18 protein-coding genes are annotated in these 22,257 nt (G+C 69.8%); 12 read left to right on the top strand and 6 right to left on the bottom strand.

Annotated elements, in window-relative coordinates; genetic code table 11:
• The 5 genes from ACLFOB_RS07565 to ACLFOB_RS07545 form a co-directional block, all read left to right on the top strand.
• On the top strand, nt 1-441 hold a 441-nt coding region (locus ACLFOB_RS07565), incomplete at its 5' end, for a c-type cytochrome (protein WP_410925680.1).
• Between the two features lie 206 nt (nt 442-647).
• Nucleotides 648-2,618 carry an extracellular solute-binding protein gene (locus ACLFOB_RS07560; RefSeq protein ID WP_410925679.1) on the top strand — a complete coding sequence of 657 codons (1,971 nt, stop codon included), beginning with the start codon at nt 648-650 and terminating at the stop codon, nt 2,616-2,618.
• Nucleotides 2,619-2,622: 4 nt separating this feature from the next.
• Nucleotides 2,623-3,708 (top strand): microcin C ABC transporter permease YejB, encoded by a 1,086-nt coding sequence (locus ACLFOB_RS07555; RefSeq protein WP_410925678.1) that lies wholly within the window; start codon nt 2,623-2,625, stop codon nt 3,706-3,708.
• A 69-nt stretch (nt 3,709-3,777) separates the two neighbouring features.
• Complete coding sequence (locus tag ACLFOB_RS07550; protein ID WP_410925681.1) at nt 3,778-4,932, top strand: ABC transporter permease; 1,155 nt, start codon at nt 3,778-3,780, stop codon at nt 4,930-4,932.
• Entirely contained in the window at nt 4,929-6,533 is a 1,605-nt protein-coding gene (locus ACLFOB_RS07545; RefSeq protein ID WP_410925677.1) for an ABC transporter ATP-binding protein, read from the top strand. Before ACLFOB_RS07550 ends, ACLFOB_RS07545 begins: the two co-directional genes overlap by 4 nt.
• 72 nt (nt 6,534-6,605) lie before the next feature.
• On the opposite strand, the gene ACLFOB_RS07540 is transcribed toward ACLFOB_RS07545, so the two are convergent.
• On the bottom strand, nt 6,606-7,514 hold the full coding sequence (locus tag ACLFOB_RS07540; protein WP_410925676.1) for an endonuclease/exonuclease/phosphatase family protein: 909 nt from the start codon (nt 7,512-7,514) through the stop codon (nt 6,606-6,608).
• Between the two features lie 48 nt (nt 7,515-7,562).
• The gene (hemN, locus tag ACLFOB_RS07535) at nt 7,563-8,918 is read right to left on the bottom strand and encodes an oxygen-independent coproporphyrinogen III oxidase (protein WP_410916909.1); all 1,356 of its coding nucleotides are present in this window, start codon (nt 8,916-8,918) and stop codon (nt 7,563-7,565) included.
• A 72-nt stretch (nt 8,919-8,990) separates the two neighbouring features.
• Between hemN and fnrL the strand changes: the two genes are divergently transcribed.
• The gene (gene fnrL, locus ACLFOB_RS07530) at nt 8,991-9,737 is read left to right on the top strand and encodes a transcriptional regulator FnrL (protein ID WP_410916910.1); all 747 of its coding nucleotides are present in this window, start codon (nt 8,991-8,993) and stop codon (nt 9,735-9,737) included.
• 110 nt (nt 9,738-9,847) lie between these two features.
• Here the strand turns inward: fnrL and ACLFOB_RS07525 are convergent, their stop codons facing one another.
• Nucleotides 9,848-10,855, bottom strand: coding sequence for a P1 family peptidase (locus ACLFOB_RS07525; protein WP_410916911.1), 1,008 nt, complete (start codon nt 10,853-10,855; stop codon nt 9,848-9,850).
• 712 nt (nt 10,856-11,567) lie between these two features.
• On the opposite strand from ACLFOB_RS07525, the gene lysA reads away from it, so the two are divergent.
• Both lysA and ACLFOB_RS07515 read left to right on the top strand, forming a co-directional pair.
• Nucleotides 11,568-12,833: a diaminopimelate decarboxylase gene (lysA, locus tag ACLFOB_RS07520; RefSeq protein WP_410925675.1), complete on the top strand. Its 1,266-nt coding sequence runs from the start codon at nt 11,568-11,570 to the stop codon at nt 12,831-12,833.
• Between the two features lie 60 nt (nt 12,834-12,893).
• On the top strand, nt 12,894-15,503 hold the full coding sequence (locus ACLFOB_RS07515; protein WP_410925674.1) for a TIGR02302 family protein: 2,610 nt from the start codon (nt 12,894-12,896) through the stop codon (nt 15,501-15,503).
• 189 nt (nt 15,504-15,692) lie between these two features.
• On the opposite strand, the gene ACLFOB_RS07510 is transcribed toward ACLFOB_RS07515, so the two are convergent.
• A complete protein-coding gene (locus tag ACLFOB_RS07510; RefSeq protein WP_410925673.1) occupies nt 15,693-16,511 on the bottom strand; it encodes a zinc-ribbon domain-containing protein in 819 nt (272 codons plus the stop codon).
• A 149-nt stretch (nt 16,512-16,660) separates the two neighbouring features.
• Here ACLFOB_RS07510 and ACLFOB_RS07505 point away from each other — a divergent pair, with 149 nt between their 5' ends.
• The 4 genes from ACLFOB_RS07505 (at nt 16,661) to ACLFOB_RS07490 (ending at nt 20,394) form a co-directional block, all read left to right on the top strand.
• The gene (locus ACLFOB_RS07505; protein ID WP_410916915.1) at nt 16,661-17,338 is read left to right on the top strand and encodes a cell division ATP-binding protein FtsE; all 678 of its coding nucleotides are present in this window, start codon (nt 16,661-16,663) and stop codon (nt 17,336-17,338) included.
• The gene (locus ACLFOB_RS07500; RefSeq protein WP_410925672.1) at nt 17,335-18,225 is read left to right on the top strand and encodes a cell division protein FtsX; all 891 of its coding nucleotides are present in this window, start codon (nt 17,335-17,337) and stop codon (nt 18,223-18,225) included. Before ACLFOB_RS07505 ends, ACLFOB_RS07500 begins: the two co-directional genes overlap by 4 nt.
• Nucleotides 18,225-18,953 carry a lysophospholipid acyltransferase family protein gene (locus ACLFOB_RS07495; protein WP_410925671.1) on the top strand — a complete coding sequence of 243 codons (729 nt, stop codon included), beginning with the start codon at nt 18,225-18,227 and terminating at the stop codon, nt 18,951-18,953. Before ACLFOB_RS07500 ends, ACLFOB_RS07495 begins: the two co-directional genes overlap by 1 nt.
• Before the next feature lie 202 nt (nt 18,954-19,155).
• The gene (locus ACLFOB_RS07490; RefSeq protein WP_410925670.1) at nt 19,156-20,394 is read left to right on the top strand and encodes a glycosyltransferase; all 1,239 of its coding nucleotides are present in this window, start codon (nt 19,156-19,158) and stop codon (nt 20,392-20,394) included.
• Here the strand turns inward: ACLFOB_RS07490 and lpdA are convergent.
• Together lpdA and ACLFOB_RS07480 are read right to left on the bottom strand one after the other, a co-directional pair.
• Complete coding sequence (gene lpdA, locus ACLFOB_RS07485) at nt 20,385-21,773, bottom strand: dihydrolipoyl dehydrogenase (RefSeq protein ID WP_410925669.1); 1,389 nt, start codon at nt 21,771-21,773, stop codon at nt 20,385-20,387. The genes ACLFOB_RS07490 and lpdA overlap by 10 nt on opposite strands.
• A 93-nt stretch (nt 21,774-21,866) precedes the next feature.
• Nucleotides 21,867-22,256 (bottom strand): MAPEG family protein, encoded by a 390-nt coding sequence (locus tag ACLFOB_RS07480; protein ID WP_410925668.1) that lies wholly within the window; start codon nt 22,254-22,256, stop codon nt 21,867-21,869.
• Nucleotide 22,257 lies beyond the last annotated feature (1 nt).

Genomic DNA, 22,257 nt, shown 5'->3' with positions numbered 1-22,257 from the left:
GAGGAGGAAGCGACCGAGGAGGCCGCAGCCGAAGACGCCGCCGCCGAGGAGGAAGCGACCGAGGAGGCAGCCGCCGAAGAGGAAGCGAGCCAAGAGGACGGCGCCGGGGAGACGTCGGAATTCGCGCAGGCCGTGGCCGCCGCCGACCCGGACGACGGGCAGAGCCTCTGGCGTCAGTGCCAGGCGTGCCACGTCGCCGATCAGGAGCAGAACCGCGTCGGCCCGCATCTGGTGGATATCATCGGGCGCGAGATCGGTTCGGTCGACGGCTTCCGCTACTCCGGCAACCTGCCCGAGGGCGAGTGGACCGTGGACGAACTCGACCCCTGGCTCGAGAGCCCGCGCGACTACGCGCCCGGCACCTCGATGGCCTACAACGGGCTCAAGGACATGGAGGATCGGGCCGCGCTGGTCGCCTGGCTGCGGGAAAACACCGACTGATCTTGTGTCGAACCGCGTTGTGCCGCCGCGCCTTCAGGGCGCGGCGGTTCTCTTTTCGGGCACTCGCCTGCCGCGGATCGGCCGCTGCGCACAGGTTCACGCATTCGCAACTTGAATCTGGCCGATCTGGCAATCTAGCGTGGCTGCACCATGTTCTGACGTGCAGAGCATCCGCATCCGCGTCCTGCAGCCGGAGGATCCGCCCCATGACCGCATTCGTGCCCCTTGCGCGCGCCCTGCGTCCGTCCCGCCGCGCCGCGGCGCTCGCTACGCTTGTCGCGTTGGCCCCCGCCGCCCACGCGCAGGACACGCCCCGCTTCACTCCGGAGCCCAGCGAAGCCGCGCTGGCGCAGGGCAGCGACGAGGTCGTCGTCAGCCATGGCTACAACTTCTTCGACGAACTCAGCTATCCGCCGGATTTCGAGCATTTCGACTATGTGAATCCCGACGCGCCCAAGGGCGGCGAGATCTCGCTCTGGGCGCCGGGCACCTTCGATTCGATGAACCCCTATTCGCGGCAGGGCCGGGCGGGGCGCTATTCCTGGATGATGTACGAATCGCTCTTGGGCGAGATGCCGGCTTCGGGCGCGGGACTGCCCGCCGACAAGATCGGCGAATCCTACGGCCTGCTCGCGTGGAAGGTGGAATGGGATCCGGGCAAGACCTGGGTGATCTTCCACATGCGGCCCGAGGCGCGGTTCTCGGACGGCACGCCGGTCACGGCGCATGACGTGGTGTTCTCGCACAACCTGCTGCTGGAGCAGGGGCTGCCCAGCTATGCGCAGGCGGTGAAGCTGCGGGTTCTGACCTCCGAGGCGCTGGACGATCACACGGTAAAGTTCACCTTTGCCGAAGGCATCTCGCGCCGGTCGCTGATCGACCAGGTGGGCGGCGTGCCGGTCTGGTCGCAGGCGTGGTATGAGGAAAACGATGCACGGCTCGACGAGCCGCGGCTGGACCCGGCGGTGGGGTCGGGGCCCTACGTCCTTGACGACCTCGATGTGAACCGCAGCATCGTCTACCGGCGCAATCCAGATTACTGGGGCTGGCATCTGCCCATCAACCGGGGGCGGCACAATTTCGACCGCATCCGCGTGGAATATTTCGCCGACGAGAACGCCGCCTTCGAGGCGTTCAAGGCGGGCGTCTACACCTTCCGTCAGGAGGGCAACTCGCGCACCTGGGCCACGGGCTACGATTTCCGCGCCGTGGATCGCGGTCTGGTGAAACTGGAAGAGCTGCCCGACGGTAACCCGCCCACGCCCAACGGCATCGTCTTCAACCTTGGCCGCGAGGCGCTTCGGGACAAGCGCGTGCGCGAGGCGATCGCGCTGGCCTACAACTTCAACTGGACCAACGACTCGCTGCAATACGGTCTCTTCCGGCAGCGCCACTCCTTCGTGCAGGACACACCGCTGCAGGCCGAGGGGCCGCCCGAGGGCGCGGAACTGGCGTTCCTGGAATCGCTCGAAGGCGTGGACATCCCCGAGGCGGTGCTGACCGAACCGGCCCGGCGCGCGCATGAGTCGAGCGAGGACAGGCTGAACGACCGGCGCAACCTGCGCCGCGCGATGGGCCTGCTGGACGAGGCCGGCTGGCAGGTGGGTGACGACGGCGTGCGCCGCAACGCCGACGGCGAGGCGCTGCGGCTCGACTTCCCGATCTCCTCGTCGAGCTCGGCGACGCTGGAGTCGGTGGTCGAGACCTTTGCCCAGAACCTGGAACTGATGGGCATCGACATCAGGGTCGAACGCATCGACCCGTCGCAATATACCTCCCGCTCGCGCGAGCGGGACTACGACCTGATCTTCGACAGCTACCGCGCCTTCCTGCAGGCGGGCACCGGCCTGATGCAGATGTACGGCTCGCGCGAGGCGGAGTTCAGCCTGTTCAATCCGGCCGGTCTGGCGAGCCCGCTGGTGGACGCGGTGATCGAGGCCGCGCTGGACACCGACAGCCGCGAGGAGGAGGCCGCGGCGCTGATGGCGCTGGACCGGGTGCTGCGGCACGAGTTCTTCATGGTGCCGGTCTGGTACAACGACAGCCACTGGGTCGCCTACTGGGACCAGTACGACCACCCCGAAGAGCTGCCGCCCTACGCGCTGGGTCCGCTCGATTTCTGGTGGTACGACGCCGAGGGCGCGGAAGAACTGCGCGACGCCGGCGCGCTGAGGTAGGGGCATGGGCGCCTATATAGTCCGCAGGCTGCTGCTGATCGTTCCCACGCTTCTGGGGATCATGATCATCAACTTCACGCTGGTGCAGTTCGTGCCCGGCGGTCCGGTGGAGCAGATGATCGCCCAGATGCAGGGGCAGGGCGACGTCTTCGAGGGCTTCGCCGGGGCGGGCGAAGACGCGGGCAGCTCCTCGGCGCAGGAGCTTGAGGGCTACGCCGGTGCCCGCGGCCTGCCGCCCGAATTCATCGAGGACCTGGAGCGGCAGTTCGGCCTGGACAAGCCGCCGCTCGAGCGGTTCCTGGGGATGCTCTGGGACTACATGCGCCTCGACTTCGGCGAGAGCTATTTCCGCAAGATCGGGGTGACCGAACTGATCCTCGAGAAGATGCCGGTGTCGATCTCCCTTGGCCTCTGGTCCACGCTGATCGCCTATCTGGTCTCGATTCCGCTGGGCATCCGCAAGGCGGTGCGCGACGGCACGCCCTTCGACACCTGGACGTCGGGCGCGATCATCGTGGCCTACGCGATCCCGGGGTTTCTCTTTGCCATCCTGCTGCTGGTGCTGCTGGCGGGCGGCAGCTATCTGCAGATCTTCCCGCTGCGCGGCCTGACCTCGGAAAACTGGGAGGATCTGAGCCTGCTGGGCAAGGTGGGCGATTACTTGTGGCACATCACGCTGCCGGTCGCCGCCTCGACCATCTCGGCCTTTGCAACACTGACGCTGCTGACCAAGAACTCCTTCCTCGACGAGATCAAGAAGCAGTATGTCATCACCGCCCGCGCCAAGGGTGTGAGCGAGCAGCGCGTGCTCTACGGCCACGTCTTTCGCAACGCGATGCTGATCGTGATCGCGGGCTTTCCCGCGGTCTTCATCGGCGTCTTCTTCACCGGGAGCCTCATCATCGAGACGATCTTCAGCCTTGACGGACTTGGCCGGCTGGGCTTCGAGGCGGCCGTGGCGCGCGACTATCCGGTCATCTTCGGCACGCTCTTCATCTTCGGCCTGATCGGGCTGATCGTGGGCATCCTGTCGGACCTCATGTATGTCGTCGTCGATCCGCGGATCGACTTCGAACGGCGGGTGGGCTGAGCCATGCAGCAGCGCGCACCCGACGCGACCCCCACCCCAACCGAAGAGGCGGTGCCCTACAAGCAGCGGATGCCGGGCCAGACGGCGCCCGCACCTGTCGCGCCGCCGCAAGAACGCAGCTGGCTCTCGCCGCTCAACCAGCGGCGCTGGCGCAACTTCAAGGCCAACCGCCGCGCCTTCTGGTCGCTGATCATCTTCTCGATCCTCTTCGGGCTGTCGCTGTTCGCCGAGTTCATCGCCAACGACAAGCCGATCCTCGTCAGCTACCGCGGCGAGATCCGGATGCCGGTGTTCCAGTTCTACCCCGAGACGGCCTTTGGCGGCGATTTCCAGACCGAGGCGATCTACAGCGACCCCGAGGTGCAGTGCCTGATCGTCACCGGCGGGCTGGTGGACTGCTTCGACGACCCCGAGGGCCTGATCGAGGATGCGCAGGACGGGGAGGTCGGCGGCAGCGAGATCGAACAGGGCTGGATGCTGTGGCCGCCGATCCCCTATGCCTACAACACGGTCGTGGACCGGCCCGGCGCCGCGCCGCTGCCCCCCAACGGACAGAACCTGCTGGGCACGGATGACACCAAGCGCGACGTGCTCTCGCGCATCATCTACGGCTTTCGCCTGTCGATCCTGTTCACGCTGATCGTCACGGTCCTGGCCTCGACCATCGGCATCGTCGCCGGCGCGGTGCAGGGCTTCTTCGGCGGGCTGCTCGATCTGATCTTCCAGCGGATCATCGAGATCTGGCAGGCGACGCCGGCGCTTTACATCATCATCATCCTCTTCGCGATCCTCGGGCGAAGTTTCTGGCTGCTGGTCATCCTGACGGTGCTCTTCGGCTGGACCGCGCTGGTGGGTGTCGTGCGGGCAGAGTTCCTGCGCGCGCGCAACCTGGAATACGTGCGCGCGGCCAGGGCGCTGGGCGTCAGCAACTGGACGATCATGTTCCGCCACATGCTGCCCAACGCGATGGTGGCCACGCTGACCATGCTGCCCTTCATCGTGACCGGCACCATCGCCACGCTGGCGGGGCTCGACTTCCTGGGCTTCGGGCTGCCGTCCTCGGCGCCGTCGCTGGGCGAGCTGACCCTTCAGGCCAAGCAGAACCTGCAGGCGCCCTGGCTGGCCTTCACCGCCTTCTTCACCTTCGCGATCATGCTGTCGCTGCTCGTCTTCATCTTCGAGGGCGTGCGCGATGCCTTCGACCCCAGGAAGACCTTCCAGTGAGCCCGGTTCTCGACGTCCGCGATCTGTCCGTCACCTTCCGGCAGGAGGGGCAGCCGGTGCGCGCCGTGCGCGGCGTCTCCTTCTCCGTCGACAAGGGCGAAACCGTCGCGATCGTGGGCGAGAGCGGCTCGGGCAAGTCGGTCTCGGCGCTGTCCACCGTGTCGCTTCTGGGGCCGGCGGCCGAGGTCGAGGGCAGCGTGCGCTACAACGGGCAGGAGATGATCGGCGCCGACGACGCGCTGCTCAGGAAGGTGCGCGGCAACGACATCAGCTTCATCTTCCAGGAGCCGATGACCTCGCTCAACCCGCTGCACACGATCGAGAAGCAGATCCGCGAAAGCCTGATGCTGCATCAGGGGCTGGTGGGGGACGCCGCGCGCGCCCGCATCCTCGACCTGCTCGACCGGGTGGGCATCCGCGATGCCGAGAGCCGGCTGGGCGCCTATCCGCACCAGCTGTCGGGCGGCCAGCGGCAGCGCATCATGATCGCCATGGCGCTGGCCAACCGGCCCGACATCCTGATCGCGGACGAGCCCACCACCGCGCTGGACGTCACGATCCAGGCGCAGATCCTCGAACTTCTGGCCCAGCTCAAGGCCGAGGAGGGGATGGGCCTGCTGTTCATCACCCACGATCTGGGCATCGTGCGGCGCATCGCCGACCGCGTCTGCGTGATGAAGGACGGCGAGATCGTCGAAACCGGCGAGACGGCCGGGCTTTTCGCCAATCCCCGGCACCCCTATACGCAGATGCTGCTGGCGGCCGAACCCACCGGCCGGCCGGCCCCGATCCCGGACGGCGCCGATGAGGTTGCGCGCACCGACAACCTCAAGGTCTGGTTCCCGATCCAGAAGGGTTTCCTGAAACGCACCGTGGGCCACGTCAAGGCCGTCAACGACGCCACGATCAGCGTCCGCGCCGGCGAGACGTTGGGCATCGTGGGCGAGTCCGGCTCCGGCAAGACGACGCTGGCGATGGCGCTGATGCGGCTCATCACGTCGGAGGGCGGCATCACCTACATGGGCGAGGACGTGAACGCCTGGTCGGTGCGGAAGCTCCGTCGCCTGCGCCGCGACATGCAGATCGTCTTTCAGGATCCCTACGGGTCCCTCAGCCCCCGGATGACCTGTCACCAGATCATCGCCGAGGGGCTGGGCGTGCACGGGATGCGTGAGGCGGGCCGTAACGAACGCGATCTGGTGGCCGAGGTGATGGCCGAGGTTGGCCTCGACCCCGCGACGATGGACCGCTATCCGCACGAGTTCTCCGGCGGACAGCGCCAGCGCATCGCCATCGCGCGCGCCATGATCCTGCGGCCGAAGCTGCTGGTGCTGGACGAGCCGACCTCGGCGCTCGACATGACCGTGCAGGTGCAGATCGTGGACCTCCTGCGCAACCTGCAGGCGCGCCACGGCATGGCCTATCTCTTCATCAGCCACGACCTGCGGGTCGTGCGCGCCATGTCGCACAAGGTCATGGTGATGCAGAACGGCGACGTGGTGGAATACGGTGCCGCGGAAGAGATCTTCGACCGCGCGCAGCATCCCTATACCCGCAAGCTGCTGCAGGCTGCCTTCGACCCCGCGGGGCGGGTGGCCTGAAAAGGCCGCAGGCCCGCGCCCGTCGACTTCGCCAGCTTTCGCCATCCGTTCCGTCCGATACCGTCGCCCCCCTCAGAGGCCGGGAAAATCCACGGCCACCAGAGCGTGATCGCTCGCGTGCGGCCGGTGCCATCCCGTCGCGGCGAAGCGGTGACCGTGGTGCCGCTGCGCCTCGTGCCCGAGGCCTGCGCGGTGAAGCCGCGGACGGGCGGCAGGGAAGCGACCTGCGAGCGCGGGCGAGGCGAGCAGGGCATCGGGGCGGCCATAGGTCCCAGTGTCCGAATCGTGCCAGGACCAGCGTTCGTCCGGCGGCAGGCGCGCCAGCAGGTCCACCGAAAAGGGCGGCAGCAGCGGCGCAATCGCGGGCTCCGGCCCGTCCATGGGATCGTTGAGATCTCCCAGCACCAGCCAGAGCGCCGAGGCGGGGTCGTCAAAGCGCCGCTCGACCAGCCGCCGCACCGCCTGTGCCTCCAGCCGGCGCACGGCCCAGGCCTTGCGCGCCCGGGGCCAGGGCGCCTTGAAATGACAGACGAAGAGCGTGAGAGCGCCCGCGCGGGCGGTCAGGCAGTCGCGGCGAAAGACGGGGTGAGACGGGTTCATGCCGCGCGGCGCTTCGAGGTTCAGGTCGCGGGGGGTGAGCGCCGCGTGTCCCTTGACCTCGGCCAGCGGGCGGCAGCTCATCAGCGCGATGTCCTGCCCGCGCCCGTCGTTGCCCGGCAGGCAGACCCGGTGCGGATAGCGCAGCTCCGACAGCGGCGCGAGCAGGCGGTCGTGGAAGAAATCGAGCGCCGCGCGGTCGAAGACCTCCTGCAGGGCGATGACGTCGGGCGCGGCCTCGGCAATCAGCCGCGCGCCCAGGCGGCGGTCGGCGTCGTCATGGCGCAGCGCGGAGCCGTCCGGCGCGCCGTCGGCATCGCGCGCGCCGTCGAGCCGGCCGGCGCGCAGGCGCAGGTTCTGCATGTTGAAGGTGGCGACGCGCATAGGCCCTCCCGTGCGCGCCTCGGGCCGCGGGCGCGGCCGGGCGCCCCCTCAGATGGCCGGAGAATGCCCCGCCTTGTCCAGTTCATAGGCATCGAACACCCGCGCCACCATTCGGGTCAGCGGCCGCGCGGAGGGCGGAATCGCAAGGCCGCTCTCGTCCACCTGGAGCAGCCCGTCGAAGGCCTCGTTCGCGGCGCGGAACATGCTGGCCAGCCGCAGTCTGGACAGCCCGTAGTCCCGCACCATCTCTTCGCCGTCGATGCGGAAGTCGCACATCAGCGCCTCGATCATCCTGCCGCGCCAGCGGTCCTCGTCGGAAAAGACGTGGCCGCGTGCGGTCGAGAAGCGCCCGTCCCGGATTGCCGTCGTGTGTGCCGAGGTGGCCGGGGCGTTCTGCGCATAGCCTTGCGGGAAGCGCGAGATCGACGAGGCGCCGACGCCGATCAGCACCTCGGCCGAATCGTCGGTGTAGCCCTGGAAGTTGCGGCGCAGCCGGCCCTCGCGCGCGGCCCGGCCCAGCCCGTCCTCGGGGCGCGCGAAGTGGTCGATCCCGATCTCGTCGTAGCCGTCCCAGGCGAAGAGCCTGCGCGCCACGTCGAAGAGCGCCAGCCGTTCTTCCGGCGTGGGCAGCGCGTCGGACGGGATCATCTGCTGCCGCTTGGCCATCCAGGGGACGTGCGCGTAGCCGTAGAGCGCCACCCGGTCGGGTGAAAGCGAGAGCAGCTTCTGCACCGTCTCGGTGATCCGCGCACTGGTCTGCTGCGGCAGGCCGAACAGGATGTCGGCGTTCAGGCTTTCGACCCCGCGCGCGCGAATCATGTCCACCGCGTCGCGCGTGGTGTCGAAGCCCTGGATCCGTCCGATCGTGTTCTGGATGTCCGGGTCGAAGTCCTGCACGCCGATCGAGGCGCGGTTCATGCCCGCCGCCGCCAGCGCGTCCAGACGCGGCCCGTCGATCTCGTTCGGGTCGATCTCGACGGAGAACTCGTAATCCTTGGCGAAGGGCGCGACCCGCGCCACCGCCTCTGCGAGTTCGGTCATCATCGCGGGGCTCAGCAAGGTCGGCGTGCCGCCGCCCCAGTGCAGTCGCTTGAGCGCGACGCCCGGCGCAAGCCGCTGTTGCAGCAGCGAAAGTTCGGCCTTGAGCACGTCGAGATACGCGGCCACGGGCTTGTCGCTCTGCGTGCCCTGCGTCCGGCAGGCGCAGAACCAGCACAGCCTGCGGCAGAAGGGCACATGGATGTAGAGCGAGACCTGCGCACCCGCCGGCACGGCGGCGATCCAGTCTCCGTAAACCTCTGAATCGACGCCGCCCCCGAAATGGGGAGCGGTCGGGTAGCTCGTGTAACGCGGCACCTTCGCGTCGAACAGTCCAAGCTTTGCAAGTTGTGTTCGGCTGATCATGTCACTACGTTTAGACACGAGGGAGCGTAGGGACTTTGACGCAGGTCAACTGGCGCGAACAAAAGGCACTTCATGCTGAACGACACAATGGCCCCCATCTCGCAGAACTGCTCGGACTGCCCGATCCGGCACCGAGCCGTCTGTGCCCGATGCGACGCGGACGAACTTTCCCGCCTCGAAGAGATGAAATACTATCGTAGCTTCGAGGCCGGGCAGACCGTGATCTGGTCGGGCGACCGGATGGACTTCGTGGGCTCGATCGTCTCTGGCATCGCGACGCTGACCCAGGCGATGGAGGACGGGCGCACCCAGATGGTGGGTCTTCTGCTGCCGTCCGACTTCGTCGGCCGGCCCGGCCGCGTGACCTCGGCCTACAACGTCGTGGCAACCACCGACGTCGTGATGTGCTGCTTCCGCAAGAAGCCCTTCGAGTCGATGATCGTGCGCACGCCCCATATCGCGCAGCGCCTGCTCGAGATGACGCTCGACGAACTCGACGCGGCCCGCGAATGGATGCTGGTGCTGGGCCGCAAGACCGCGCGCGAGAAGATCGCCTCGCTGCTCTCCATCGTGGCGCGGCGCGACGCGGCGCTGCAACTGCGGGGCACTGCCGGGCCGCTGGTTTTCGATCTGCCGCTGACGCGCGAGGCGATGGCCGATTACCTTGGCCTGACGCTCGAGACGGTCAGCCGCCAGATGTCCGCGCTCAAGCGCGACGGCGTGATCGAACTGCAGGGCAAGCGGCACGTCACCGTTCCGGACTTCGACCTGCTGCTCGAAGAGGCAGGCGATGACAGCGACGGCGGGATGCTGGTCTGACGCGCAGCTTGGCGCGCATGAGGCGTGTCAAGGACGGGGCGTGACAAGAGCGGTGTGTTACCTGCACGCCCCAAGAGGCTGGTGGCCCGGTCGCCTGTCCTTCCTGCGTGTCATGCCTCGCGGCCGGGATCCTGCCAGCAAGGAAGCAGATCGCCCGGCGCGGGCGTCGCCAGAAAGACCGCCCGCGCGATGGCGCGCGTGAGGCAGAGCGCGGCGGCGTGGCCGATCATCAGCCGCTCCGCGTCGGGCGCCTGCAAGGCACGCGCCCCGGTCGCCACCCCGAAGACAAGATCGCCGTCGTTGGGCGTGTGGGCGGGAACGACGGCGCGGGCGATGCCGTCCTGCGCGGCGGTCGCCATGCGCTGGACCTCGGCCTTGCTCAGTGCGGCGTCGGTGGCGACGACCGCGATCGTCGTGTTTCCCTGTTCTGCGAAGGCCGTCACCTTGCGGCTTTCCAGCCTGCGGCCGAGGCCCGCCGCCGGGTCGGGGCCGAGCGCGCCGAACTCTTCCCCGATTTCGTAGGGCGCGGCCCAGAAGTGCCGCTCGCCGGGGGTCGTGGCGCTGCCCACCGGGTTTGCGGCGACCAGCGCGCCCACGGTGACGCCGGTGTCGAGCAGCAGCGAGGCGGACCCCAGCCCGCCCTTGAGCATCGCGGTCAGCGCGCCCGTCCCCGCGCCCGCCGTGCCCAGCGCGAAATGCGTATCCGCCGCCTCGAACGCGCGACGTCCCAGGGCCGGGTAGGGGGTGTCATCCCACCCCTTGTCGCCGCCATTGAGCAGGTCGAAGAGAATCGCCGCCGGCACCAGCGGCACCCGCGCGGCGCCGACGGCAAAGCCGCGCCCCTTGGCGCGCAGTCCGCCCGCCACGCCGTCGGCGGCGGCGAGCCCGAAGGAGGAGCCGCCCGAGAGCACCAGCGCATCCACCTGCGCCACGGTCTTGTCGGGTGCCAGCAGGTCGGTTTCGCGCGTGCCCGGCGCCCCGCCCATGACGGAGACCGAGGCGGTGAATGGCCGATCGGCGGTCAGCACGGTCACGCCCGACTTCAGCGCGGCATCCTCGGCATTGCCGACCAGCAGGCCGGGCACATCGGTGATCAGGTTCTTCGGTCCAGGCTGCATGGTCTTTTCCAGCGGAGCGGGCTTGCGCCCGCCCTCCTTCGGCGCGCGGCTTTCGGCGGGGGTGTCGTCAAGCGGGGAAGCATCTGCGCCGGCATGGAGTTGCCGCGGAGACTCTCACATCTGACCACGTCTCGAGCCCCGCATTTCTGTCGTGCATCTCGTCCGGCCGGGGTCAGGCCTGCCGCATGACTAGTCGGCTTTGTGCGCGAGAGTCGAGGGGGAACTCATCCCGTGGCTCCAGCGGATGACGTCAGCTGCCGAACCGGATCGGGAGGCCTTGCGCCGCCCTCGCGGTCGCAGTCGCCCTTGATGCACAAGCTCCCGTCAGGGCTTGCGGCTCGCCGGCCTGGCCCCGGCCGGCGCCTCTGCCGGCGGCAGACGACCACGTCTGTCCGACACGCCGGGGAGCGGCTCGGCGTGCTTTCCGACGGACTCGCTTTCGCCGGTCACTGCGGACGCTTCGATCCGGAGCTGCGCGACCCCGAAGAGCCGCGCAACCTGCAGGCCGTTCGATCAGCCCGTTTCGACATCCATCGCGCAACCCACGCCCGGTGCCGCGGCCGCCCGGACGCTCCCCCGAGTTGCCCTGAGACCCTAACCGGCTGACGTTACAGCGGGATCAAACCCGGCTGGGTTCCGGCAGGAACCTGTGATACGCCCCCTGAGCGAGTGTTCTCACCAGGAAGAAGCAGCTGCGCGGGAAGGGGCGGGCATGGATCATTTCGTCTACCGCGAAGGCCGGCTCTTCGCAGAAGAGGTGCCGGTGGCCGAGATCGCGGCGGAGGTGGGCACGCCCTTCTACCTTTATTCCGCGGCGACGCTGGCGCGGCACTACCGGCTTTTCGACGAGGCGCTGGCCTGGGGACCGCATCTGGTGTGCTACGCGGTCAAGGCGGCCTCGAACCTCGCGCTCCTGAAGCTGCTGGGCGACATGGGCGCGGGGATGGACGTGGTCTCGGGCGGGGAATACCGCCGCGCGCGGGCCGCCGGCGTGCCGGGGGAGCGGATCGTCTTTTCCGGCGTGGGCAAGACGCGCGAGGAGATGCGGCTGGCGCTCGAGGGTGGCGTCCGGCAGGTCAACCTGGAGAGCGAGCCGGAGATGCGGGCGCTGTCGGAGGTGGCCGCGTCGATGGGCCTGCGCGTGCCGGTGACGGTGCGCGTGAACCCGGACGTCGACGCGAAGACCCACGCCAAGATCGCAACCGGCAAGTCGGAGAACAAGTTCGGGATTCCGATCGCCCGGGCGCGTGAGGTCTATGCCGAGGCCGCGCGCCTGCCGGGGCTCGAGGTGGTGGGCATCGACGTGCACATCGGCAGCCAGCTCACCGAGCTTGCGCCTTTCGAGGCGGCCTATGGCAAGGTGGCGGAGCTGACCGGGGTTTTGCGCGCCGACGGGCACGACATCCGGCGGCTGGACCTGGGCGGGGGGCTTGGCATCCCCTACACGCGGTCGAACGAGGTGCCGCCGCTGCCAGCCGACTACGGCGCGATGATCCGCCGCACGGTGGGGCACCTTGGCTGCGAGATCGAGATCGAGCCCGGGCGCCTGATCGCCGGCAACGCCGGCATCCTCGTCTCCCGCGTGATCTGGGTGAAGCAGGGCGAGGGGCGCGACTTCGTGATTCTCGACGCCGCGATGAACGACCTGATCCGCCCGGCGATGTACGACGCCTGGCACGACATCGTGCCCGAAAAGGAGGCAGCGGCGGACGCGCCGCTCGCACCCTTCGACGTGGTGGGCCCGGTCTGCGAGAGCGGCGATACCTTCGCGCGCGCCCGGCCGCTGCCGCCACTGGCGGAGGGCGATCTGGTCGCGTTCCGCTCTGCCGGGGCCTATGGCGCGGTGATGGCCGGAGAATACAACACCCGGCCGCTTGTTCCGGAGGTGCTGGTGAGCGGCGATCACGTTGCGGTCATTCGCGCGCGCCCGACCTTTGACGAAATGCTCGCGCGCGATACCATCCCCCAATGGCTGTAGCGGATCGCTCCGCAAGGATCGGCCAGACCTGACGGCCGAGACCGGGAGCGCCCAGCCGCGATGCGAGACAGAGCCGAGACGCCCGAAATCCTGACCCGCCTGCGCCGGCCGCTGCGGCTGACCTGGTGGGGCATGGCCGCGGAACGCGCCGCGCGCGCATTCTGGCCGCTCTGGTCTGTCCTGGCCGCCACGCTCGCTGCGCTGATGCTGGGGCTGCAGGACATGGTCCCGGTCGAGGCGGTCTGGACCGCCGGTGCGGTGGCGGCCTTGGGCGCGCTCTGGGCGCTTTATCGGGGCTTGCGGCAATTCCGCTGGCCGCGCGAGGTCGAGGCGCTGGCACGGCTCGACGCCACCATGCCGGGGCGCCCGATCGCATCGGTCCTCGATGCGCAGGCGGTGGGCGCCACGGACGCGGCCTCTGCCGCGGTCTGGCGGGCGCATCAGGCGCGCATGGCCGCGCGGGCGGCAGAGGCGCGCGCGCCGCGACCGAACCTGAGCGTTGCGCGCCGCGATCCCTTCGCGCTGCGTTACGTGGCGCTTCTGGCGCTGGCGGTGGCGCTGCTTTTCGGCTCGGTGCTGCGCATCGGGTCGGTCGCCGACATGGCCCCCGGTCAGGCGCAGGCGCTGGCCGGCGGGCCGGCCTGGGAGGGCTGGGTCGAACCGCCGGGCTACACGCGCCTGCCGTCCGTCTATCTCAACGACATCCGGCCCGGCGAGCTGTCCGTCGCCGAGGGCAGCGAGGTCACGCTGCGGCTTTACGGCGAGGTGGGCGAGCTTGCGGTGGCAGAGAGCGTCTCGGACCGGCCGGTGCCGGAAGAGCCCTCTGCCGAGCCCAACCAGGTCTTCGCCGTGGCGCGCGACGGGCGGCTTGCGGTCGAGGGGCCGGGCGGGCGCACCTGGGAGATCGCGCTGCGGCCCGACAGCGCGCCGGACGTGGCGCTGGCGGGCGAGGCGGAGGCCTCTGCGCAGGGCGAGATGACGCTGCCGTTCGCGGCCTCGGACGACTACGGCGTGGTGGCGGGCACCGCGCGGCTGGAGCTGGATCTTGCCGCGGTGGACCGGCAGTATGGCCTTGCCGCCGAGCCCGAGGCGCGACCGGCGATCGAGGTGCCTCTGCCGATGCCCGTGTCCGGCGACCGTGCGGACTTCGAGGAAACCCTGATCGAGGACTTCTCGAAGCATCCGTGGTCGAACCTGCCGGTGAAGGTGCGCCTGACGGTCGAGGACGCGGCCGGGCAGACCGGCGCGTCGGAGCCGCAGACGCTGACCCTGCCGGGGCGGCGCTTCTTCGATCCGCTGGCGGCGGCCGTGGCCGAGCAGCGGCGCGACCTGCTCTGGACCCGCGACAACGCCGGGCGCGTGGCGCAGGTGCTGCGCGCGGTCTCCTACCTGCCGGAGGACGTGTTCCGCTCGGAAACCTCCTATCTGCGGCTGCGCGTCATCCTGCGCCGGCTTGAGACCTTCACGCGGCACGGCCTGACCGAGACGCAGCGCGACGAGGTGGCGGAGGCGCTGTGGGATCTCGCGATCCTGCTGGAAGAGGGCGATCTGGGCGACGCGCTGGAGCGGCTGCGCCGCGCACAGGATCGGCTGGCAGAGGCGATGCGCAACGGCGCCTCCGACGAGGAGATCGCCGAGCTGATGCAGGAACTGCGCGAGGCCACCGACGACTACCTGCGCGAGCTTGCACGCCGCGATATGCAGGAGGGCGAAGAGGGCCAGCAGAACCAGCAGGCCCAGCAGGCGCCGGGCATGCAGATGACGCAGGACGACCTGCAGGAGATGATGGACCGCATCCAGGAGCTGATGGAGCAGGGCCGCATGGCCGAGGCGCAGGAGGCGCTGCGCCAGCTGCAGGAAATGATGGAGAACATGCGCGTCACGCAAGGCGAGGGGCAACCCTCGCCCGGGCAGGAAGCGATGGAGGGGCTGGCCGAGACGCTGCGCGAGCAGCAGGGCCTGTCGGACGAGGCGTTCCGCGAGCTTCAGGAACAGTTCGACCGCGGCGACCGGCAAGGCCAGCAGCAGGGCGAGGGCCAGCAGGGCCAGCAGCAACCCGGCCAGCCCGGCCAGCAGGGTCAGCCCGGCCAGCAGGGCCAGCCGGGCCAGCAGCCCGGCCAGGGGCAGGGCGGCCAGCAGCAGGCCGAGCCCGGCGAGGAGGGACAGGGCCTTGGCGAGTCGCTGGAAGAGCGGCAGCGCGCGCTGCGTGACGAACTCAACCGCCAGCGTCAGGGGCTGCCGGACCCTGGCAGCGAAGCGGGCGAGGCCGGGCGCGAGGCGCTGGATCGCGCCGAAGACGCGATGGAAGGCGCCGAACGCGCACTGGGCGAAGGCGACCTGGCAGAGGCGATCGACCGCCAGGCCGAGGCGATGGATGCGTTGCGCGACGGTATCCGCAACATGGGCGAGGACATGGCGCAGGAAGGCCAGCGGAACGGGCAGGGCGAGCAGGGCATGGCCGAGGGCGATCCCTCTGAGGAGTCGCGCGATCCGCTGGGTCGCAGCGCGGGCTCCGGCGGCCAGATGGGCACCGAAGAAAACCTGCTGCAGGGCGAGGACGTCTATCGCCGTGCCCGCGACCTGCTGGAAGAACTGCGCCGCCGCAGCGGCGAAGCGGAGCGGCCAGAGGTGGAACGCGACTACCTCGAGCGGCTGCTGGAACGTTTCTGACGCTCTGCCGACCTTGCCTGTCTCAAACCGCTCCAGGAGTGGCTGGCATCTGCGACATCTTTGGTTCGACGGGATGCAGGTGCTACCGCTGTTTCCAGCAGGGGTGGCCGGACCGACCGCACCGCTCTTCGGTCAGGGGGACCCGTCGAAGGAGGCAACGCACAAGCGCCGCGTCAACACGCGGCAGCGTCATTCGCCAAGCCCCTCGATCCAGACCAGCAGCGCGGTGATGCTGTCGTAGGCCCAGAGCCGCAGCGCGTCGAGCGCGGAAACATAGGCCTCGAGCAAGGGGGCCAGCCCCGGAACCGCCGCCGCGATGCGACCCGCCTGACTGTAGAGCGCGACAATCACGACGCCCAGGAGCAGGGCCAGGGCGAAGCCGCGGGAAAAGCCCGATCCGCGCGCCGGCGCGTCCGGCGACGGCTTGGCCTCCGGCACGGGGTCCGCTTCCGCCTCGGCCGGTCGCAGGCCGCGGTTGATCTCGTCGATGTCCGGCAGCAGGCTGCCGCGCGAGCGTTCGCCGCTGCGCGCAGGCCCGTCCGCGCCCACTTTTGCATCGGGCGCCGGGCGGGATCCTCCGTCTTCCAGTCCAAGATCGGGCTGCGATTCCAGCGGCTGGCTCTCCGCCGCCCGTGCGCGGCTTTCCCGTTCCGCCTCTTCACGCAGGAGTGCCGCGACCTCCGGGTCGAGCCGGCGGCGCGGCGGCGTCGCTTCGGGGTCCTCGGCTGCCGATGGCGTTTCCTCCCGGGGGCCGCCGGCCGCCTCGGGCGGGGGCGCCCCGGCGGGCTGTGCCGGTGCTGGCTCTGCCGCCGCGGATGGTTCGTCCGAGGCAGTAGGCGGGATTGCAGGTTGCGGTTCCGGTGTCGGCGGTGCCGACTCCTCCGGCCCCTCGCGTGTCTGGAACCACGTGTGCCCGCAGCTGGAGCACTGCACGTCGCGCCCCGCCACGGGAATGACCTCGTCCGGCACCTCGTATTGTGCGCCGCAATTCGGACAGATCAGCCGCATGGAATACCCCGGGTCCCTGGAACGCATAACGCGGGCAGATGGTAAGGCGATGCCGCCGTGGAGTGTAGCGTCTTGCCCCAGGCCTCGGGCGGATTGCAAGCGGACCGGTGCTGAGGCACAACAAGTGCCGGGGCGGCGAGGGGGCAGGCGTGATCGAGCTCGAGAGCGTGAGCTACAGCTATGGCGGCGGCGACCTGCTGCGCGAGATCGACCTGCATCTTGCGCCGGGCAGCTTTCATTTCCTGACCGGACCCTCGGGCGCGGGAAAGACCACGCTGCTGCGCCTGTGTTACGGCGCGCTCAGGCCCACGGCCGGGCGGTTGACCATCTTCGGCAAGGAACTGGGGGAGATGGACCGCGACGGGATTGCGCGGGCGCGCCGCCGCATCGGCGTGGTGCACCAGGATTGCCAGTTTCTCGACCATCTGTCGGTCGCCGAAAACGTGGCGCTGCCCCTCGCGGTCTCCGAGACCGGGCAGGGCGTGGACGATCGGAACCTGGGCGAGCTTCTGGGGTGGGTCGGGCTGAGCGCACGGGCGCAGGCCCTGCCGCCGGAGCTCTCGGGGGGCGAGCGGCAGCGCGCGGCCCTCGCGCGCGCCGTGATCATGTCGCCCGAGATCATCCTGGCCGACGAGCCCACGGGCAACGTGGACTGGGAGATGTCGCAGCGCCTGCTGCACCTGCTTGTCGAACTCAACCGGCTCGGCAAGGCCGTGCTGATCGCCACCCATGACCTTGCGCTGATCCGCGCGGCGAAGGCGCAGGTCCAGACGCGGGTGCTGCGCATCGCAGACCGGCGCGTAATCGCCGCAGGGGCCGGGCTGTGAGGTTGCTGCCCGCTGTCCTTGCCGGCGATGCGCAGGCGGCGCGGGTCGTTCCGCCCACCGGGTTCACGGCGTGGCTGACGATCTTCACCGCCGCCGCGATGGCCTTTCTCGCGGTGTTCGCGCTGGCGCTGTCCTTCTCGGCCGGCCGGCTCGCCGATCGCTGGGGCGAGGAGCTGGCGCGCACCGCGACGTTGCGCATCTCGGCGCCTGCCGGGCAGATGGCCGAGCAGACGGCCACGGCGCTGAGGATTCTCGAACAGACGCCGGGTGTCGCTTCTGCCCGCGCGCTCGACGCGGAGGAACAGCGCGCCCTGCTCGCGCCGTGGTTCGGGCCCGACTTGCCGGTCGAGCGGCTGCCGATCCCGCAGCTTGTCGAGATCGTGGAAGGGGGCGACGGCCTCGACGCGGCGGGCCTGCGCCTGCGGCTCGCGGCGGAGGTGCCTGGCGCCGTGCTCGACGATCACACGCGCTGGCGCCGTCCGCTGGTGCGCGCGGCGGACCGGCTGCGCGCGCTGGGCTGGGCCTCGATCGCGCTGATCGGGGGCGCGGTCGCGGCGATGATCACCCTTGCCGCACAGGCCGCGCTCGCCGCCAATGCGCAGGTGATCCAGGTGCTGCGGCTGGTAGGCGCGCGGGACGTCTATATCGCGCGCGCCTTCACCCGCCGGTTCATGCTGCGCGCCCTCGGCGGGGCCGCTGCGGGCACGGGCATCGGCATGGCCGCGGTGGCGCTGCTGCCGCAGGACGGTGCCGAGGGCTTTCTCACCGCGCTGGGCTTTCGCGGCGCCGAATGGGCGGTGCCGCTCGCCGTGCCGCTGCTGGCTGCGGCCGTGGCCTGGGCGGCGACGAGTTTCGCCGCGCGGCGCACGCTCCGGGGGCTCGACTGATGCGCTGGCTCCTGTCGCTGATCTTCGTCGGCCAGAGCTACCTGATGATGGCTCTCATGGCGGTTTTCTTCACGCCCTGGGCGCTCTTCGACCGGCGCGGCGCATATGCCGGCGTGCATACCTGGTGCGCCTGGGTCCGCTGGACGGCGCGCTGGATGGTCGGGCTGAGGACCGAGGTGCGCGGCCGCGTGCCGACCGGGGAGGTGCTGATCGCCGCCAAGCACCAGAGCTTTCTCGACATCATCCTGATCGTCAGCGTTGTGCCGAAGCCGAAGTTCATCATGAAGCGCGAATTGAAACGGGCGCCGATCCTGGGCTGGTATGCGCTGCGCATCGGCTGCGTGCCGGTGGATCGCGGGCGCAGGGCCCAGGCGCTGCGACAGATGAAGGCAGGCGTCAGCCGCGGCGATGCCCCGGCAGGGCAACTCATCATCTACCCGCAGGGCACGCGCGTCGCGCCGGGGGTCAGGGCGCCCTACAAGATCGGCACCGCCGTGCTCTACGAGACGCTGGGCCAGCCCTGCGTGCCGGCGGCCACCAACGTGGGCCTCTTCTGGCCGCGCCGCGGAATCCTGCGCAAGCCGGGCCTTGCCGTGGTCGAGTTCCTTGACCCCATCCCGCCCGGCCTCTCTGCTGCGGAGTTCATGGCCCGGCTCGAGCGCGAGGTGGAGGAGCGCTCGGACGCGCTGATGGCGGAGGCGGGGGGTGTTCCGCCGCACGCGGCATGAGATGGCGCGCTGCGCCGCCCGACCCCTGCGGAGTGTCCCGGTCCCAAGCCCGGAGGGCGCCAGCCGGAATGGCGCGTGCCCTTTTCGCGCGGCACGCCGTTGCGCGGCTGCGACGACCCGGGGCCGCGCGCGACGGATGTGCTTGTCAGCCGGCGCGTTGCGCGCGCAGTCTGCCGGCCGGGTCGCATCGGAGCGTGCGCGGATGGTTGAAGACCGTATCCTGATTTACGCGCCCGTGCCGCTCTATCGGCACGAGGGACGCACCTTCGTCGAGGATCAGGCGATCATCGGCCTGACCCGCTGGACCGAGAATTTCGGGCTTATCGACGCGATGATGCCGGTGACGGAGGGCGCGCCGCCGGTCGGCTGGTCGCCGGTCGAGGCGCTTGCGCCGCTCGAGGGGCGCGCGGAGCTGCACCAGTTGCCGATGGCCTATCGCCCAGATCGGTTCGCCCGGCATCTGCCGGCCACGCGGCGGCGCATCCGCGCACTGATCGAGGCCAACGACTATCTCGCCTTCTCGATCGGCGGTCTCTTTGGCGACTGGGGGGCGGTCGCGGCCTTGACCGCGCATGGCATGGGGCGGCGCTTCGGCGTCTGGACCGACCGCGTCGAGTCCGAGGTGGTGCGGCTGGGGATGCACGACGGGCCGTGGCGTGCGCGCCTGCGCAAGCGGCTCTATCACCGTCCCATGGCCGCGCTGGAGCGTGCGGTGATCCGGCGTGCGACGCTGGGCCTCTTCCACGGGCGCGAGACCTACGAAGCCTATGCGCCCTTCTGCCGCGAGTCGCATGTCGTGCATGACATCATGGTCTCGAAGGACGACCATATCCCCGCGGCGCGGCGGGCGGCGAAGCGCAGGGACGCGGGGCAGGGACCGCTCAGGATTGCCTATGTCGGCCGCGCGGACGAGATGAAGGGTGCGCTCGACTGGGTCGGGGTGCTGATCCGGCTGGCGGAGGCGGGCGTCGACTTCACCGCCACCTGGCTTGGGGACGGCGGGCAGCGCGCCGAGATGCTGCGCCGGATCGAGGCGGCGGGTCTGGCCGGGCGCGTCACTGCGCCGGGCTTCGTCAACGACCGCGCGCAGGTGCTGGAGGTGCTGCGCGCGGCCCAGATATTTCTCTTCTGCCACCGGACACCCGAGTCGCCCCGCTGCCTGATCGAGGCACTGTTCTCTGCAACGCCGATCGTCGGCTACGACGGCGCCTACGCGCGCGACCTCGTGGCGGCGCACGGCGGCGGCCGTTTCGTGCCGCTGGGCGACGTCGAGGGGCTGGCCCGCGCCGTGACGGCGCTCGATGCCGACCGCCCGGCGCTGCAGGGGCTGATCGACGCCGCCTGGGCCGACGGCGCGCCCTTCGACGATGTCAGCGTGTTCCGCCACCGGGCAGAGCTGATCCGGCGGTATCTGGGGCGCGACCGACCCGCTCAGGCGTGAATCGGCCCGTCGCCGCAGGCCAGCGCGGCCTCGCGCACGGCCTCGGAATAGGTCGGATGCGCGTGACAGGTGAGCGCCAGGTCCTCGGCGGAGGCGCCGAATTCCATCGCCACGCAGATCTCGTGGATGAGGTCGCCCGCCGAGGGGCCCACGATATGCGCGCCGAGGATGCGGTCGGTCTCCTTGTCGGCGAGGATCTTCGCGAAGCCGTCCGCGGCGAAGTTGGCCCTGGCCCGGCCGTTGCCCATGAACATGAACTTGCCCGCCTTGTAGGCGCGTCCCGCTTCCTTCAGCGTCTCCTCGGTCTCGCCCACGGCAGCGACCTCGGGGTGGGTGTAGATCACGCTGGGGATCACGCCGTAGTTGACGTGGCCGGCCTTGCCCGCGATCACCTCTGCCACCGCCATGCCCTCGTCCTCGGCCTTGTGGGCGAGCATGGGGCCGGCGATGGCATCGCCGATGGCGTAGATGCCCCTGACGTTGGTCTGCCAGTGCGCGTCGGTCTTGACCTGCCCGCGATCGGTGGTCTCGACCCCCAGCGCGTCGAGGCCCAACCCGTCGGTGAAGGGGCGCCGCCCGGTGGAGACGAGCACGACATCGGCGTCGAGGCTGGCCTCGCTGTCATCCTTGCGCAGGGTGTAGTGCACCTTGGCCTTGGTCTTGAGCGTCTCGACGGACTGCACCGCCGCGCCCATGACGAAGGAGAGCCCCTGCTTCTTGAGAATTCGCTGGAAGCTCTTCTGCACCTCGCCGTCCATGCCCGGCGTGATGTGGTCGAGGTATTCGAGCACCGTGACCTGCGCGCCGAGGCGGGCATAGACCGAACCCAGCTCCAGGCCGATCACCCCGCCGCCGATCACCGCCATCTTCTTCGGGATCTTCGAAAGTTCCAGCGCGCCGGTGGAGGTGACGACAACCTTCTCGTCGATCTCGACGCCGGGCAGACCCGAGGCCTCGGACCCGGTGGCGATGATGATGTGTTTCGCCTCGTGCGTCTCGTCGCCGACCTTGACCTTGCCGGCCCCGGGGATCGATCCCCAGCCCTTGAGCCAGTCGATCCTGTTCTTCCTGAACAGGAACTCGACGCCCTTGGTGTTGGTGGCGATCGTCTCGTCCTTGTAGGCCAGCATCGCCTTCCAGTCGACCTTGGGGGTGCCGACCTTGAGCCCCATCTTCCCGAAGGTGTGCTCCGCCTCATGCAACTGATGCGTGGCATGCAGCAGCGCCTTCGACGGGATGCAGCCCACGTTGAGGCAGGTGCCGCCCAGCGTTTCGCGCCCCTCCACGCAGGCGGTCCTGAGCCCCAGCTGCGCGCAGCGGATGGCGGCAACGTAGCCGCCGGGGCCGGAGCCGATCACGATCACGTCGTAGGAGGCCATTGGGTCAGTCCTTTCCGTTTGTGGCGGGGGAGGGGGGCGCTGCCCCCCTCGGCCTTCGGCCTCACCCCCCGGGGTATTTCGGGCAAGAGGAAGTCACAGGAGCGCCGCGAGGAGCATGGCGAGGGTGGCGAGGAACCCCGCCGCCCAGATGAGCGAGCGCCACGGCACCCAGCCGAAGAGATAGGCGGGCACGTAGAGCAGGCGTGCGGCGAGGTAGAGCCAGGCCATCGCGGCGGTGAAGGGAGTGGACTGGTCCGAGAGGGTGACGACCGCGACGGCGGCGGTGAAGAGGATCAGCCCCTCGAAGTGGTTGTCCATCGCGCGCCTGGCGCGGCCGGCCTTGCCCGGGAGCGGGATCGGTTCGTCGCGCGGACTCATGGCGGCCTTCGTGCCGGCGGCCTTCTGGCCGAGGACGGAGTAGAGCGCGAGCTGCGCGGCCTGCAGGAGGACGGCGAGGGCGAGGGCGGTGAGTTCGGGGGTCATT

The organism is Rhodosalinus sp., assembly GCF_046542825.1.
Lineage (GTDB): Bacteria > Pseudomonadota > Alphaproteobacteria > Rhodobacterales > Rhodobacteraceae > Rhodosalinus.
Note: the sequence above shows the minus strand (reverse complement) of the source record. Positions and strands in the feature narration are given on the sequence as shown.

What these genes read in the sequence shown, in the direction of transcription:
- ACLFOB_RS07555 (WP_410925678.1), top strand. Translation starts at nt 2,623, where the DNA reads ATGGGCGCCTATATAGTCCGCAGGCTGCTGCTGATCGTTCCCACGCTT.
- hemN (WP_410916909.1), bottom strand. Translation starts at nt 8,918, where the DNA reads ATGATCAGCCGAACACAACTTGCAAAGCTTGGACTGTTCGACGCGAAG.
- ACLFOB_RS07515 (WP_410925674.1), top strand. Translation starts at nt 12,894, where the DNA reads ATGCGAGACAGAGCCGAGACGCCCGAAATCCTGACCCGCCTGCGCCGG.
- ACLFOB_RS07510 (WP_410925673.1), bottom strand. Translation starts at nt 16,511, where the DNA reads ATGCGGCTGATCTGTCCGAATTGCGGCGCACAATACGAGGTGCCGGAC.
- fnrL (WP_410916910.1), top strand. Translation starts at nt 8,991, where the DNA reads ATGCTGAACGACACAATGGCCCCCATCTCGCAGAACTGCTCGGACTGC.
- ACLFOB_RS07495 (WP_410925671.1), top strand. Translation starts at nt 18,225, where the DNA reads ATGCGCTGGCTCCTGTCGCTGATCTTCGTCGGCCAGAGCTACCTGATG.
- lpdA (WP_410925669.1), bottom strand. Translation starts at nt 21,773, where the DNA reads ATGGCCTCCTACGACGTGATCGTGATCGGCTCCGGCCCCGGCGGCTAC.
- ACLFOB_RS07490 (WP_410925670.1), top strand. Translation starts at nt 19,156, where the DNA reads ATGGTTGAAGACCGTATCCTGATTTACGCGCCCGTGCCGCTCTATCGG.
- ACLFOB_RS07540 (WP_410925676.1), bottom strand. Translation starts at nt 7,514, where the DNA reads ATGCGCGTCGCCACCTTCAACATGCAGAACCTGCGCCTGCGCGCCGGC.
- ACLFOB_RS07550 (WP_410925681.1), top strand. Translation starts at nt 3,778, where the DNA reads ATGCCGGGCCAGACGGCGCCCGCACCTGTCGCGCCGCCGCAAGAACGC.
- lysA (WP_410925675.1), top strand. Translation starts at nt 11,568, where the DNA reads ATGGATCATTTCGTCTACCGCGAAGGCCGGCTCTTCGCAGAAGAGGTG.
- ACLFOB_RS07480 (WP_410925668.1), bottom strand. Translation starts at nt 22,256, where the DNA reads ATGACCCCCGAACTCACCGCCCTCGCCCTCGCCGTCCTCCTGCAGGCC.
- ACLFOB_RS07525 (WP_410916911.1), bottom strand. Translation starts at nt 10,855, where the DNA reads ATGCAGCCTGGACCGAAGAACCTGATCACCGATGTGCCCGGCCTGCTG.
- ACLFOB_RS07560 (WP_410925679.1), top strand. Translation starts at nt 648, where the DNA reads ATGACCGCATTCGTGCCCCTTGCGCGCGCCCTGCGTCCGTCCCGCCGC.